The sequence below is a fragment of the Clostridium beijerinckii genome (assembly GCF_008705175.1).
GTDB lineage: Bacteria > Bacillota > Clostridia > Clostridiales > Clostridiaceae > Clostridium > Clostridium beijerinckii.
On record NZ_CP043998.1, the window covers coordinates 1,953,849 to 1,969,445 of the forward strand.

16 protein-coding genes are annotated in these 15,597 nt (G+C 29.4%); 13 read left to right on the top strand and 3 right to left on the bottom strand.

Annotated elements, in window-relative coordinates:
• The first annotated feature begins 144 nt into the window (after window positions 1-144).
• On the top strand, window positions 145-453 hold the full coding sequence (locus F3K33_RS08890; protein ID WP_039772373.1) for an MGMT family protein: 309 nt from the start codon (window positions 145-147) through the stop codon (window positions 451-453).
• A 234-nt stretch (window positions 454-687) separates the two neighbouring features.
• On the opposite strand, the gene dapB is transcribed toward F3K33_RS08890, so the two are convergent.
• The 3 genes from dapB to F3K33_RS08905 are packed head-to-tail and all read right to left on the bottom strand — an operon-like array spanning window position 688 to window position 3,353.
• The gene (gene dapB, locus F3K33_RS08895) at window positions 688-1,443 is read right to left on the bottom strand and encodes a 4-hydroxy-tetrahydrodipicolinate reductase (RefSeq protein WP_039772374.1); all 756 of its coding nucleotides are present in this window, start codon (window positions 1,441-1,443) and stop codon (window positions 688-690) included.
• A 9-nt stretch (window positions 1,444-1,452) separates the two neighbouring features.
• The gene (dapA, locus tag F3K33_RS08900) at window positions 1,453-2,331 is read right to left on the bottom strand and encodes a 4-hydroxy-tetrahydrodipicolinate synthase (RefSeq protein ID WP_011969119.1); all 879 of its coding nucleotides are present in this window, start codon (window positions 2,329-2,331) and stop codon (window positions 1,453-1,455) included.
• Window positions 2,332-2,360: 29 nt separating this feature from the next.
• Window positions 2,361-3,353 carry an aspartate-semialdehyde dehydrogenase gene (locus F3K33_RS08905; protein ID WP_011969120.1) on the bottom strand — a complete coding sequence of 331 codons (993 nt, stop codon included), beginning with the start codon at window positions 3,351-3,353 and terminating at the stop codon, window positions 2,361-2,363.
• A gap of 442 nt (window positions 3,354-3,795) precedes the next feature.
• On the opposite strand from F3K33_RS08905, the gene F3K33_RS08910 reads away from it, so the two are divergent.
• The 12 genes from F3K33_RS08910 (at window position 3,796) to F3K33_RS08965 (ending at window position 15,560) form a co-directional block, all read left to right on the top strand.
• Complete coding sequence (locus tag F3K33_RS08910) at window positions 3,796-4,014, top strand: alpha/beta-type small acid-soluble spore protein (protein WP_039772376.1); 219 nt, start codon at window positions 3,796-3,798, stop codon at window positions 4,012-4,014.
• Window positions 4,015-4,115: 101 nt separating this feature from the next.
• A complete protein-coding gene (locus tag F3K33_RS08915; RefSeq protein ID WP_039772377.1) occupies window positions 4,116-4,853 on the top strand; it encodes a class I SAM-dependent DNA methyltransferase in 738 nt (245 codons plus the stop codon).
• A 26-nt stretch (window positions 4,854-4,879) separates the two neighbouring features.
• On the top strand, window positions 4,880-5,761 hold the full coding sequence (gene hslO / locus F3K33_RS08920) for an Hsp33 family molecular chaperone HslO (RefSeq protein WP_017212989.1): 882 nt from the start codon (window positions 4,880-4,882) through the stop codon (window positions 5,759-5,761).
• A 140-nt stretch (window positions 5,762-5,901) separates the two neighbouring features.
• Complete coding sequence (locus F3K33_RS08925) at window positions 5,902-6,657, top strand: YdcF family protein (RefSeq protein WP_039772379.1); 756 nt, start codon at window positions 5,902-5,904, stop codon at window positions 6,655-6,657.
• Between the two features lie 48 nt (window positions 6,658-6,705).
• Window positions 6,706-7,551: a pseudouridine synthase gene (locus F3K33_RS08930; protein WP_039772381.1), complete on the top strand. Its 846-nt coding sequence runs from the start codon at window positions 6,706-6,708 to the stop codon at window positions 7,549-7,551.
• A 217-nt stretch (window positions 7,552-7,768) separates the two neighbouring features.
• Window positions 7,769-8,098, top strand: coding sequence for a hypothetical protein (locus tag F3K33_RS08935; RefSeq protein WP_039772383.1), 330 nt, complete (start codon window positions 7,769-7,771; stop codon window positions 8,096-8,098).
• On the top strand, window positions 8,095-9,540 hold the full coding sequence (locus tag F3K33_RS08940) for a HAMP domain-containing sensor histidine kinase (RefSeq protein WP_017212992.1): 1,446 nt from the start codon (window positions 8,095-8,097) through the stop codon (window positions 9,538-9,540). Before F3K33_RS08935 ends, F3K33_RS08940 begins: the two co-directional genes overlap by 4 nt.
• Before the next feature lie 41 nt (window positions 9,541-9,581).
• The gene (locus F3K33_RS08945; protein ID WP_017212993.1) at window positions 9,582-10,280 is read left to right on the top strand and encodes a response regulator transcription factor; all 699 of its coding nucleotides are present in this window, start codon (window positions 9,582-9,584) and stop codon (window positions 10,278-10,280) included.
• Between the two features lie 322 nt (window positions 10,281-10,602).
• Window positions 10,603-11,847, top strand: a complete 1,245-nt coding sequence (locus F3K33_RS08950) for a TolC family protein (protein ID WP_017212994.1) — start codon at window positions 10,603-10,605, stop codon at window positions 11,845-11,847.
• A gap of 2 nt (window positions 11,848-11,849) precedes the next feature.
• Window positions 11,850-13,325, top strand: a complete 1,476-nt coding sequence (locus tag F3K33_RS08955) for an efflux RND transporter periplasmic adaptor subunit (RefSeq protein WP_039772385.1) — start codon at window positions 11,850-11,852, stop codon at window positions 13,323-13,325.
• Between the two features lie 13 nt (window positions 13,326-13,338).
• The gene (locus F3K33_RS08960) at window positions 13,339-14,076 is read left to right on the top strand and encodes an ABC transporter ATP-binding protein (RefSeq protein WP_020372905.1); all 738 of its coding nucleotides are present in this window, start codon (window positions 13,339-13,341) and stop codon (window positions 14,074-14,076) included.
• Window positions 14,067-15,560 carry an ABC transporter permease gene (locus F3K33_RS08965; RefSeq protein WP_017212996.1) on the top strand — a complete coding sequence of 498 codons (1,494 nt, stop codon included), beginning with the start codon at window positions 14,067-14,069 and terminating at the stop codon, window positions 15,558-15,560. Before F3K33_RS08960 ends, F3K33_RS08965 begins: the two co-directional genes overlap by 10 nt.
• Window positions 15,561-15,597 lie beyond the last annotated feature (37 nt).

Here is a 15,597-nt window from a genome sequence, read left to right on the forward strand (position 1 = left end):
TATAACTACTTTTCACTGTGTTACGTTGACACAATATTTATTTTTTTGTTAGTATTATATCATCAAAACAGAAGATTAAATATTAAAATATGGTGCAAAATATCGCAATGTCTTCAAGCAAGGATTATTATAAAAGGTGAATGTATGAAAAAGATAATGAATGAACAATTAATTTATGAAGTACTTTCAGTTGTAGAAGAAATCCCTGAAGGGAAAGTAGCTACATATGGACAAATTGCTATTCTTATTGGCAGAGACAAAAATGCACGGCTTGTTGGGAAGATTCTTAGTCAGGCAGAATTTTATGGGCAATATCCATGTCATCGCGTGGTAAATCATGCTGGAAGATTGGTACCAGGGTGGGATGAACAACGATTTCTGCTATTAGAAGAAGGTGTATCCTTTAAAAATAGTAATCATGTTGATATGAAGAAAAATAAGTGGGAATATTAGGGTGGAGATGCAAGATGAATGAACAGAATTATTTAAATTCTATTGATTCCCTTTATATAGAATATTTAATAATACAAGTAGATGTAATATTATAAATGCTTATATCACTTAAAATAAGTAATATAAGCATTTATAATATGTTTCAGTGGAATTTAGATGGTTATTATTCTTAGAATCATCCATCTAAATTCCTAGAAACTATAGTACAGTTATTTATTTTAATTAGTAACTAATTTATTGAATTCCTATAACATCACTCATGTCATATAATCCAGGTTGAGATACAGAAGCCATATATTCACACGCTTTTAGAGCACCAACTGCGAAAACTTCTCTTGAAATTGCTTTATGAGTTAATTCTATTACTTCACCAGTTCCGGCAAAGATAACATCGTGGTCTCCAATTATACCACCACCTCTAACTGCATGTATACCAATTTCATTTTCTTCTCTTTTGGAATTTCCTTCTCTTCCATAGATGTACTTTGTTGTATCTTCTATAGAGTCTTTTATGGAATCAGCAAGCATAATTGCAGTTCCACTTGGAGCATCCACCTTTTGATTATGATGCTTTTCAACTATTTCAATATCATAGTTTCCATAGAGTAGAGGAGTTACTTTCTTTAAAAGAGAATTAATTAAATTAATACCAAAAGACATGTTACCTGATCTAAATAGCTTAAGAGTAGTACTCTTTTCATCTATTAAAGATAAATCTTCTGGTGTAAAGCCAGTTGAACATATTACTAATGGTTTGTTAGTTTTTTCTGTTATTTCTAATAGACTATGAAGAGCATCAGCTCTTGAAAAATCTAATAAAACATCATATTGGATGTTTAAATCCTCAGTGCTTTCAAAGATAGGATATGGAGCATTACTTGGAAATTTATCAATTCCAGCAACAATCTCTAAGTTCTTAAATTTATCAGCGCACTCTGTAATCATCTTACCCATCTTACCTGAGCAACCATTTAATACTATTTTTATCATATTATCACCTTATATCAATTTATAATCTAGCAAAGCAGCTTTTAGTATTTCCTCATTGTTATTATCCATTTCACAAAGTGGAAGCCTTAAAGGACCAACATCGAGGCCCATAAGATTCATGGCTGTTTTAACTGGGATTGGATTCGTTTCTAAAAATAAAGTATTAGCTAAAGATAATGTGTCTAATTGAATATCTAAAGCTTCCTTAAATTTATTAGCTAAACATTTTTCAGCTATTTCATGAACTTTACTTGGAATTATATTAGCTAAAACTGAAATTACGCCTATACCTCCAATAGACATTATAGATACAATTTGATCATCATTACCAGAATAAATATCTATAGAATCTCTGCAAAGCGCCTTCATTTGAAGTATTTGGCTGATATTTCCGCTAGCTTCTTTTATCGCAACAACATTGCTTAATTCAGCAAGCTTAGCTAAAGTTTTAGGTGCAATATTAACACCTGTCCTACTCGGTACGTTATAAAGTACAATAGGAGTATTAACCTCATCATTTATAGCTTTAAAATGTTTTATCAAACCATTTTGAGTAGTTTTATTGTAATATGGTGTAATAACAAGAAGTCCATCTACTCCAACGCTTTCAGCATATTTACTCATTGAAATAGCAGCAGCAGTATTGTTTGAACCGGTTCCTGCAATTACAGGAATTCTTTTGTTTATTACATCAACTGTAAATTTAATTGCATCTTTTTTCTCTTTTTCTGTCATCGTAGTAGCTTCACCTGTAGTACCACAAATTACAATGGCATCAGTACCTTCTTTAACGTGCCATTCTAATAAATTTTTAAGTGATTCGAAGTTTATTCCATTTTCATTAAATGGCGTAACTATAGCTACAGCTGAGCCTTGAAATATTGACATTCAGATTCCTCCAACTTAATTACTAAGAACTATTTATTATCTTTTATCATTATTTCAGCAATTTGAATAGCATTAAGTGCTGCACCTTTTCTTATGTTATCACCAACAACCCATAGGTTTAAACCATTATCCACACTAAAATCTCTTCTGATTCTTCCAACATAAACGTCGTCTTTTCCTGAAACTTCAAGAGCAGTTGGATATTTTAATTCGTCTACTTTATCATATACAGTTACACCTTGAGTGTTTCCAAATAATTCGAAAATATCTTTTATATCAAATTCAGAATTAAGTTCAACATTGATGCTTTCACTATGCCCATTAAGTACTGGAACTCTAGCTGTAGTAGCAGTTACTCTTAAATCTGGTTCATGAAGAATTTTTCTAGTTTCTTTAATCATCTTTTCTTCTTCTTTAGTGTAACCATCTTCTAAAAATACATCTATATGAGGTAAAACATTACCAGCGATAGGATAAGGGAACTTCTTAGGTGCAACACCCTTAACACCATCTTCTAAATCTCTTATACCTTGGACACCAGCTCCAGATACTGCTTGGTATGTTGAATAAACTATTCTCTTAATTCCATATTTGTCATGTAAAGCTTTCATTATAGGCATTGCTTGGATTGTTGAACAATTTGGATTTGCAATTATTCCTTTATGAAGTTTGATATCTTCTGGATTAACTTCTGGTACTACAAGTGGCACCTCAGGGTCCATTCTCCATGCACTGCTATTGTCAATTACTACTGCCCCATATTGCGCAAAAATAGGTGCAAATTCTGTACTAGCATCTCCGCCAGCTGAAAATAGTGCATAATCTATTTTTTTATCTTTTATATTCTTTTCACAAGTTTCTTCAACTACATAATCCTTTCCTCTAAATGATAGAGTACTTCCTTCAGATCGCTTTGATGCAAAAAGATATAAATTATTTACTGGAAAGTTTCTTTCTTCTAAGATTTCTAAAAATTTTCTACCTACATTTCCAGTAGCCCCAACTATTGCAATATTATACACAATAATCCCTCCTAAATTTATTTATTAATATTTTTATACATACAATTACTATAGTTAAATATTGATTAAATATCAAGTCAATGAGCAAAATAAGTTGAAAAAAACTATTCATAAAGAATTATTTATTCCATTAATTAGGGGAGTAATGAAATAATGTGTATATTTATGCATATATATGCAAGAAGTTGAAATAATTATTAGCAGCTATTATGTCGTATAAATCTTATAAAATATTATAAATTAAATGTAATTTTTGTAAAAATATATTTTTATAGAATAGTAAAGTGATAGAAGGAAATAATATTGGATGAAAAGATAAACTTTACAATTTATTTTTATAGTGTAATTCAAGTAACTTAGAATTTTTTTATTTCTTTTATTCTTTTCATAAATAAAGAAATATCAATAAAAAACTAATTATTAAGATTGGTAGGGATAAAGAATGAGTAATAAATCTGTAAAAAAGACAATAAAAGCAAAACTTAAAGCAAATAAAGAGCTTACTGAAGCTGAAAAAATGAGAGAAAAAGTTAAATATGAAATTGCAGAAGAACTTGGTTTAATCGATAAAGTTAATAAAGAAGGATGGGGCGGACTATCTTCTGGAGAGACCGGAAGAATAGGCGGAATAATGGCTAAAAGAAAAAAAGTGCCAAAGTAAATGACAAGCTTCTATATTTTTACTAATTTGACTAAGTAAATAATTACGATATAATATACTAGATGAATTAGTAAATTTACGTTAAGGGCGTGATAAAGCAGATGGCTTATAAAGAGTTTGCCAATATATATGATGAATTAATATATGAAGATATTAATTATGATAAAGTTGCAGATAAGATTATAAATATATGTAGAAAAAATAAGTTAAAGTTTGAAGATTATTTGGATTTAGCATGTGGAACTGGAAATGTTTCGATTAATGTAGCAAAATACTTTAAAACTGTTTATGCAGTAGATTTGTCAGATGATATGTTAAATGTAGCTTTTGATAAATTTAAAAAGAATAAAATTAAAGCAAAAGTAATTTGTCAAGATATGTGTGAGTTAAGTTTAAATAAAAGATTTGATCTTATAACTTCTGTTCTTGACTCAACTAATTATATAACTGAGGATGAAGATTTGCTTGATTATTTCTCAAGTGTATATGAACATTTAAAAGAAAATGGTATATTTATTTTTGATATAAATTCGTATTATAAACTTTCTACCGTTCTCGGAAATAATATATACACTTACAGTTCTGAAGAAATTTTTTATACGTGGGAAAATTCATTTGAAGATGATGTATTAAATATGTTTTTAACATTCTTCGTAAAAACCGAAAATGAACTATATAAAAAATTTGAAGAAGAGCATTTTGAGAGAGCTTATAAAGAAAGCTATATAGAAGATATATTAAAAAAATGTAACTTTAGAATAATAAATAAATTTTCAGGATATTCTGATGAGGAAGTAAATGAAAATAGTGAAAGAATACTTTACATAGTAAGTAAATAAGACGTGAAATAGGAGATGAGATAAAAATGCAAGATAAAATAGTTAGAGCAACAGCTAAGGATGGAATGGTTAGAATAATAGCAGGGATTACTACTAATTTAGTAAATGAGGGCTGTAAAATACATGAATGTACGCCTGTAGCTTCAGCAGCTTTAGGAAGAATGTTAACTGCAGGTACACTTATAGGAACTACACTAAAAAGTGAAAAAGAAGTTGTAACTTTAAAAATAAATGGTAATGGGGAAATAAATGGAATAACAGTAACTGCACATAGTGATGCATCTGTTAAAGGGTTTATTGGAAATCCATATGTTGATAGGCCTCTTAATGAAAAAGGAAAATTAGATGTTGGAGGAGCTATTGGAACAGATGGTATTTTATATGTAATAAAGGATTTAGGGCTTAGAGATCCATATATTGGACAAGTGCCTATACAAACTGGAGAAATAGCAGAAGATTTTGCATATTATTTCACAGCATCTGAGCAAACACCATCAGCGGTATCACTTGGTGTATTGGTTGATAGAGATTTATCTATAAAGGCGGCAGGTGGATTTATAGTGCAAATGATGCCTGGCGCAGATGAACTTCTTGCAGATGTTATAACATATAGATTAGAAGAAATTCCACCAATAACTACATTAATAAGTGAAGGAAAAACAATAGAAGAAATTTTGGAGTATATTTTTGATGGAATGGATTTAAAAGTATTAGATTCTTTAACTCCAGAATATAAATGTGATTGTTCTAGAGAAAGAGTTGAAAAAGCCTTAATATCTATTGGAAAGGAAACTCTTCAAGAGATATATGATGACAAAAAGAATGAGGAAATAGTATGTAACTTTTGCAATACTAAATATGAATTTACTAATGATGAAATAGGAGAATTATTAAATAATAGTAGATAAACATACTAAAATTATAGAATAAAAATAATAAAAAGATACAGAGAATAATTTGGAAAACTATGAAAAAGCAGATTATTCTCTTTTTTCGTGCATAAATATTATAACAGAATATTTTTTATTTTAATTAAGGAGTGCATGTTATGAAAAAAAATTTGGATATTATCTTTGGCATGATTATTATAGTATATATTGCAGTAATAAATATTATAAGCAGCTCTAAAATCTCATTTAGTATTCCTATTTTTATTTTAGGAGTTACTTTAATAATATATCATTTTATTAAGAGGGGAATAGAAAATAATAAGTTTATATATAGGTATTTTAAAGTTTTAAAAGTACTAATTTGCATAGGAGGTATATTTTTTTTAGGAATAGAAATTTTTATAATTAATTATCCTAAATATAATAAGGGGAATGCAGATTATATTATTGTTTTGGGAGCAGGACTTGATACTAACTCTAACCCAAGTTTAATCCTTCAAGGAAGGTTGGATGCAGCTTTAGAATACATAAAAGAAGATAATTGTAGATTCATTGTTTTATCAGGAGGACAAGGATCTGACGAGAAGCTGCCAGAATCACATGCAATGAAAAAATATTTATTAAATAGAGGAGTTGATGAGGAAAAAGTAATAATTGAAGATAATTCAAGGAATACAGATGAAAATCTTAAATTTTCAAAAGCAAAAATAGAAGAGAATAGTGGGAAACCTCTAGATAAACTTAATATTAAAATAGTAACAAGCGATTTTCATGCTCTTAGAAGCAGTATCTTAGCAAAGAGAAATGGATATGTAAATTATAGCAATTATTCTAGTTGCACTGTATGGTATTTAATTCCTATAACATATACAAGAGAAGCTTTTGCTATTGTTAAAAGTATAATATTTGATTAATATTAATATACAATTGAATTTTAGTAGCTTGAAAGGATAGCGTAAACAATGAGGATAAATAAATTATTTAGTAACTATGGAATTTGTTCTCGAAAGGAAACAAATAGATTGATTAAAGAAAAGAGAATTATTATAAATGGAAGATATTGTGTTGAGGGACAATGGGTAAATGATTCGGATGAAATAATATTTGACGGCAAACCAATTTCTACGGTGGAAAAAGTATATATTGTTTTGAATAAACCAGTTGGAATTACTTGTACTGCAGAGAATAAAGTTAGTGATAATATAATTTCCTATATGAAATATCCACACTATATATTTCCAGTTGGCAGATTAGATAAAGACTCGCAAGGGCTTATTTTAATGACTAATGATGGTGAAGTTGCTAATAGGATTTTAGAAAGCGATAATATGCATGAAAAAGAATATTTAGTTCAAGTAAATAAAAACTTTGATGATGAATTTTTAAAGAGGATGTCTGATGGAGTGGAGATTACAGGGAATAAAAGTTCTGGTGTTAGAAGGATAAGTGATAAATTAGGTTTATATAATAAAATAGAAGATAAAGAAAATCCACTAGGGGAAGAAAATATAGGTGACTCATCCATAGTACAGTTGAAAGAATTGAAAAATATAGAACGTGAAAAAAATAAATTTGTTAAAACAAGACCATGTCGAGTAGAAAGGGTAGATGATAATACATTTAAAATTATACTAACTCAGGGGATGAATAAACAAATTCGTAAGATGAGCGGAGCTTTAGGTTATAAGGTTATTAAACTTGAAAGAATTAGAATAATGAATATAAAGCTTAATAATCTGGAGATAGGAAAATGGAGGTACTTAGAGGAAAATGAAATAAAAAGCCTTAAAAATGAGTTGCTTAGGTAAAAAATATTTTAGTTAACATCAATTTTAGGCTAATATTGATAAGTATATAAGTAAACTTTATTGAAAAGGATATATCCCTATGAGATAATTAAATTAAATATAGTAAAGTTATAGTTAAAATTATAAGTAAATTCTATAATATAGGGATATTTAGCCTTTTTATTATATAAACCACTATAGTTTTGAAGAAATATTTTGATTCACATGGAGAGATAGTATGAAAAAAGAATTGATAAAAGCAATTGAAGCAGCAGAAAGATATAATTTATTTTTAAAGGTAGTGACATCAGTTAGAAACTACGATTCATATAACAGCTTTTTTAATATTTACGATGAGCATGAAGAGGCATGCAGAAGAATTGTTGTACTTACTAAGACAAAGGAATTGGAAGAAGTTTATGATGAAGATCCAACGGAAGAAATAAAAGAGTGCAAAATAGTTCAGGGTAATTTATGGATAAAGGATTATTCCCTGTTGACGAATCCAGATAAAATAAATTTATCAAGTTTATATGTTATTAAGAATTTGGTTGAGGAACTATTATGAAAATAAAGAAACGTCTAACCATTTCAAATATATTCATGTTAATTATACCTGTAATTATCATATTTATTATTGCATTTATAATGAATATTCCATTTTCAAAGGCTTATGAAAATAAATTTGAAGGTTATAGGGAGCATGATCAGAATGCTTATTTCATTCAACAAAGTTTAAAACCAGATATGAGAAATATAGAAAATAAAAATGATTTAGATAAATTTCCAGAGCAATTACAGAAATTTCTTGATCCTAAGGGATATCATCTAATAATAACATATGATGGGGAAATTGTGTCATCAAATATTGAAGATAAGGATAAAGAAGCTATTTCGATGATAGGAGATGATGTACTTTTCAAATCTAATTCATTAGTTTTAGAGATGAACTCCATATCTTTAGTTAAAAATAGCTTTGTTAAGGATAATAAAGTAGTAAATATTATTGCAATAAATCCATCATATAAACCTGTAAGGATTGACATAAAAAATGAAATGTCAACTTTGGTAATAAGCTATATAATAATAGTTATTATAATTTCGCTAATTGTTGTTACGATAACTAATGTTATACTATCCAGTAAGATTTATAAGAAATTGATTCGCCCTTTAGAACTTTTAAGCTATGGAGCTGAACAGATAAAAAACGGAAATCTGGATTTTGAAATGAATTATGAAAGTGATGATGAATTTGGACAAGTTTGTGGTGATTTTGATGAAATGAGATTAAGATTAAAACATTCGGTCGATATGCAGCTAAAATATGAAGAAGATAGAAAGCAACTAGTGGTAGGAATATCCCATGATCTAAGAACACCATTAACTGCAATTAAAGGTTATGTGGAAGGATTACGTGATGGGGTAGCAAATACTCCTGAAAAACAAAAAAAGTATTTAGACACAATTTATACTAAGGCTTGTGATATGGATGTATTAGTTGATAGTCTGTTCCTTTTTTCTAAATTAGATACAGGCCGATTTCCATTTAAATTTGATGTAGTAAGCATTAGGGAATATATAGAGAGATTTTACAGGTGTGCTAAGAAAGAGTTTTATGGAAAAAACGTTGAAATTTCATTTGAAAGTAAATGTGAGAATTCAACATTAGTGAAACTCGATTATAATGAAATAAATAGAGTTCTTCTGAATATATTGGATAATAGTGTTAAATATAAGCAAAGGAATTTAGTTAAAATAAAAATTAAATTGTATGAAGATGAGGAATTTGCAATATTAGAAATTAGTGATAATGGTTCAGGGGTTCCTGATGAAGAGCTTTCAAAGTTATTTCTAAGTTTTTATAGAGGAGATGTTTCACGAACAAAGCCTAATGAAGGAAGTGGACTTGGATTAGCTATAGCAAAACATATAATAGAAGCGCATGATGGAGAGATTGAAGCTTTTAATAATGATGGACTTACAATAAGAATAACATTACCTAAAAGATAATTGTAAAACAGATATATATTATAAGGTAGGGAGGATAGTCAATGAAAAAGATATTGATAATAGAAGATGATGAAAGTATAGCTGAATTAGAAAGAGATTATCTGGAGATAACTGGATTTAAAACAGAAATTGCTCAAGATGGATATAAAGGACTAGATCTTGCGCTAAATGAAGAATTTGATTTGATCCTTTTAGATGTTATGCTGCCAGGAAAGGATGGATTTAAAGTTTGTCAGGAGATAAGAGCTGTTAAAGAAATACCCATTTTGATGGTAACTGCTAAAAAAGAAGATATCTATAAAATACAAGGACTCGGCATAGGTGCTGATGACTATATTGTAAAGCCATTTAGTCCAAGCGAACTTGTAGCAAGAGTAAATGCACATATTTCTAGATATGAACGTCTCACAACTATTGAAAAAAATAGCGATAATGAAAAAAGTTCAATAACTATTGGGCGTATTAAAATTTTACTTAAAGCAAGAAGAGTTTATATAGGGAAAAATGAAGTTAAATTTGCTAACAAGGAATTTGAACTTTTAATGTTCTTAGCTTCAAACCCTAATATCGTATTTTCAAAAGATACATTGCTAGACAGGATATGGGGAGAAGAATCTTTAGGAGATAGTTCTACTGTAACTGTACATATTAATAGAATAAGAGAGAAGATTGAGTTAGATAGCAGTAATCCTGAGTATATTGAAACTGTGTGGGGAGCTGGATATAGATTTAACTTATAAACTAATAATTATTTCATATTGAATAAAAATATGTTTATTTTGATAATGGTTTGAGTTTATACTATAAATTTTAAAAACCACATGGGAAAATAATGAAATTATGAAATGTTGGCTAGAGGTGCAAGTAACTTTTGTAAGAAAATGCAAAAGTTACTTGCACCTCTAGTTTTAATTTATAATATTAAATTTAACATGAATTTAACATTTGTTTATATTCTGTTTATATATGTGTAATAGAGATGTTACAATCCTTTATTATAATTAGAAAATAAATTTAAAATAGAATAATATTACTAAATGACAAATCGAGGAGGAGACAAGATTGAGAAAGACATTTATAAGTTTTTTAATTGGAACTTTAGTGGTTTCTGGTGGCATATCAATTCTTAATATACCAGGTGCATATGCTGCTACGACTGATAATAGTGCAGTTAACGAAGTGTCTGATAGTGGTACGATTAAAGTATCATTAGAAAACATAAGAGATATCATGACTGAAAATAATTTAGATATTAAGATTAAACAGAATAATTTAAAAATAGCACAAGAGGAATATCATGATGCATTAGATGATTATGGTAGTGCAAAGAGCTCATATGATGCTTATAGTGATAAGGAGAATATCGAGTCAAACTATGAATCGGCAAAAAATGCTTATGAAAATTGTACAGATGACGCTCAAAAAGAAACTCTTAAAGTAGCTTATGATAATGCCAAAGCAGCTTATGATGCGAAAAATGCTTATGATAATGCTGATACAACTTTAACGACAAAGCGAGATGCTTTTAAAACAGCCAGGGATGATTATAACAAGGAAATTGAAGATCAAGTTTACGCAGCTCAACAGGCATACATAACTTATTTGTCTGATTTACCAAATGAAAAAATAAAAGAAGATACAGTGAATATTAATACTAAGAAAGAACAAATATATAAACTTCAATATGATAGTGGCTTTATATCTAAAAATAAATATACTGAATTATTGCAAGGAAATACTTCAGTTGACGACTTGGATTCGTCAAAGAATACAGCAGAGCTTGATAAACTTAAGCTATTTAACTTACTTGGAATAAGTTCTGAGAGTAAAGTTACATTTGAAAATGATATAGATAAAAATTTTGATGTTATATCTAAAATTAATTATGAAGATGATTTGAGCAAAATGCTTGAAAATAATATTGATATAAAACTTCAAAATGATGAGATTGATGATTTAGATGATGCTGAAGATGATTATGATAATAAAGATATTTATGATAATAAAGTTGAAGAAGCAAATAACAAATTAAAGTCGCTAATGAATAGTACTGAGACAAGCTTTAAAAAACAATATAATGATTTAATGACTTCTTACAATTCAATAAAAAGCAGTTATGATGTAATAAACCAGAAACAAAAAGAATATGAAATTGAGCAAACAAAATATGATTATGGATTTGTTTCAAAAAATGATGTAGATGCTGCGAAATTGACTCTAGATAATGATAATGCGGATTTTATAAATAAAAGAAATCAATGCTATTTGTCTTATTTAAAGTACATTGAAATGAAAGAGGGTTACTAAAATTGAAGCTTTTATTTAATAAAAAAACTTTAGCTAATAAAGAAATTATGGAAACAACTGAAGCAAGCAAGAAAAAATTTTTAACTAAAAAGAAAGTTATAAGTTTAGTTGCGATATTAGTTGTTTTAGCAATAGGAGCAGGTATTTATAAGGTTAAATTTGCTAAAACGAAAGTAACACAAAGCAGCGTTAAGTATACAACTCTTAAGAAAACAAATATTGCTACAACAATTAGTTCATCAGGCGCTATAAAGAGTGGAGATTCAACTAATATATATTCAAATTTAGAATATAATGTTGCATCAATTAATGTTTCAGTTGGAGATGTAGTAAAAAAAGGGGATGTGCTTGCAACAATAGATACATCAACTCTTCAAGAACAACTTGCTGAGGCAGAACAAACTCTAAATGCAAATGAGCAAAAAAATCAGTTATCATTAACAAGTGCAAAACAAAAATATGACAATTTGCAGTATTTACATGATAATAACTTACAAACTGATATAATAAATGCAGAAAAATCTGTTGATAGTGCAAAACTCGATATGGAAGATAAGAGTAAAGTTTATGAATATGATAAGGTCATGTTTCAAAATGGCGAAATCTCTCAGCAAGATCTAAATACAGCAAAAACCAATTATGAAAATTCCAAAGGAGTTTATGATAAATCAACAGTTGCATTAGAAGCAGCAAAAGTTAATTCTGATCAAGCATTATCTGAAGCAAAAACAGCTTATGAATCTGCTCAAGCAGCAGCTAATGATAAGAGTAATAGACTTGCATATGAAGACAAGAAAAAGAAATTGCAAGATGCTCAGGTTGTAGCGACTGTAGATGGGACAGTAACTAATGTAAATGCTGTAGTAGGTATACAAGCATCTGGGGCATTATTTGTAATTCAGGATTTAGACAATTTAATTGTTAATGCGAGTGTTGATGAAACAGATGTCGCAAAAGTAAAAGTGGGACAAAAAGCTCAAATAACAACGGATGCTTCAGGTTCTGATATTATTGATGCAGAAGTTTTAAGTGTTGAACCAGTTTCTAGTACTGCCAGTGCGAGTACAAGTACAACTAGTAGTAGTAACGGTAAAACTAGCACTAGTACTAGTAGCACTAGTAATACGACAAGCAGTGATGTATCTTTCACAGTTAAGGTACAGTTAACCGGTAAAAATGATAAGGTGAAAGTAGGTATGAATTCAGTAGTAAATATTATCACAGATGAAAAAGATGATATTTATTCAGTACCATATGGAGCAGTAATTAATAACAGTGGACAAAACGAGGTTTATGCAGCAGTTGAACAGGGTGGGAAATATATCGTTAAGGAGATTCCAGTAACTAAAGGTATAGAATCAAATGCAAATGTTGAAATTGATGGTTCTGATCTATCAGATGGAATGATTATACTTAATGAACCAACAAGCTATAAAGTTGGTGATCCAGTAGAAATAAATTCTAGAAAAACAAAGTAGGGGGTGAGTGTCTTTGAGTAAAAATATAATAGAAATGAAAGACATTACAAAAAGCTTCTATATTGGAACTCCAAATCAATTAAATATTTTAAAAGGAATTGATATTAGTGTAAAAGAAGGAGAATTTGTAGCAATAGTTGGTTCATCTGGTTCTGGAAAAAGTACATTAATGAATATTATAGGAGCACTTGATAGAGCAACTTCTGGGAACTATATTTTAGATGGTACAAATATCAATGAAATATCTGATAATGGTTTATCTGAAGTAAGAAATAAACAAATAGGTTTTGTATTTCAGACATATAATCTAATTCCAAGAAGTTCAGCTTTGAAAAATGTGGAATTGCCAATGCTTTACTATGGAATGAGTAAAAAAGATAGAAGAATACGTGCAGAAGAACTTTTAGATCTTGTTGGAATGAAAGATAGAATGTCTCATCAACCCAATGAACTGTCAGGAGGACAAAAGCAGAGAGTGGCTATTGCTAGAGCATTAGCTAATGATCCAAGTATAATACTTGCGGATGAGCCTACAGGTGCACTTGATTCAACAACTGGAAGATTGGTTATGGATTTGTTTCATAAAGTTCATGAACAGGAAGGCAAAACCATTGTATTTATAACCCATAATAGCGAACTTGCGGAGGAAACAGAAAGAATTATAACTTTGAAGGATGGAAATATAATATCTGAAAAAAAGAATGATATGTACTACAGAAGATTTCCAAAAGAGGACAAAGTATGTTTATAAAAGAAAATATAATGCTTGCAGTTGCGGGGCTTAAATCCAATAAAATGAGAGCGTTACTTACAATGCTTGGAATAATAATAGGGATAGCGTCAGTAATTGGTGTTGTTTCAGTAGGAAATGCAATGACCTCTTCTTTAACAAGTTCAATGTCTTCAATGGGTGCAACTAATATTACAGTTAACGTGCAAGAAAAAAGTACTACAAGTACATTAAATTCGTTGAATTCCGATAATTCGAATTTAAAGGACAAAAATAATTCGAATTCAAAAAATTCAGGTTCGAAAAATTCTAATAGTTCAAACTCGAAAAACTCAAATGGCAATTCACCAAATAATAGTGGAGGCGCAAAGTCAGGCGGTGGCGCACCACAAGGTGGGGGTGGAGTGCCAGGTGCAGGTGCAATGAAAGCAGCAAGCGGAGGAGGAATGCCTCCAGGAGGTTCAGGAAGACAAGGAAAATCAAGTAGCACTGCAAAAGATATTGACCTTATGACAATGGAACAGATAAATGATTTACAGGAAAACTTTAGTGACGAAATAAGTTCTATAAGTGTATCTGAAAGTGGTAGCTCAGGTAAAGTTAAAAATGATTCAACGTATTCTAATGTAAGCACAGTAGGGACAAATGTTGGATATAAAGATGTTAAAAATTTGGAAATGGCCGAAGGTAGATATATTTCACAAAATGATATTGATGGAGCAAAAGATGTTGCAGTAGTTTCAGATAAATTAGTATCCAAGATATTTGGAACAAATGTAGATCCCATAAATCAAGATATAAAAGTTTATACATCAAATGCAATTTACACATACACAATAGTTGGAGTATATAAATATAAGGCTTCGGGAGGAAATAGAACAACATCTGATGAAAATTTAACTACTGACCTATATATTCCTGTTACTGTAACAAAGAAGACAGCAACTAATAAAAATTACCAGACATTTCAAATAAAAGCAAAAGATGAAGTAAATGTTCAGTCATTTACTAATGAATTATCAGACTACTTATCTAAGCTTTATGCAAAAAATGCAAAGTTTGAAGCTCAAGCAAGCAATATGGAAAGTATGCTTGAATCAATGACATCAATGATGACTACAGTTGCAGTGGCTATATCTGCTATTGCAGGAATTTCGCTAGTGGTTGGCGGAATTGGAGTTATGAATATAATGCTAGTATCTGTTACAGAAAGAACAAGAGAGATAGGAACTAGAAAGGCACTTGGAGCTAAAAGCAGTCATATAAAGATGCAATTTATAGTTGAATCAATTATAATATGCTCCATTGGTGGTATTTTAGGAATATTACTTGGTTTAGGTGCAGGAGCAATTGGTTCAAAAGCTATGGGATATGCAACTACAGTATCGCCATTAGTTATTTTAGTAAGTTTTTCATTTTCAATGTTTATTGGAGTATTCTTTGGATATTATCCAGCAAAGAAAGCAGCTGAACTAGATCCTATAGAAGCACTTAGATACGAATAGAATGGATTTTAGAATAAGCTAATGTTCTAAAAATAAT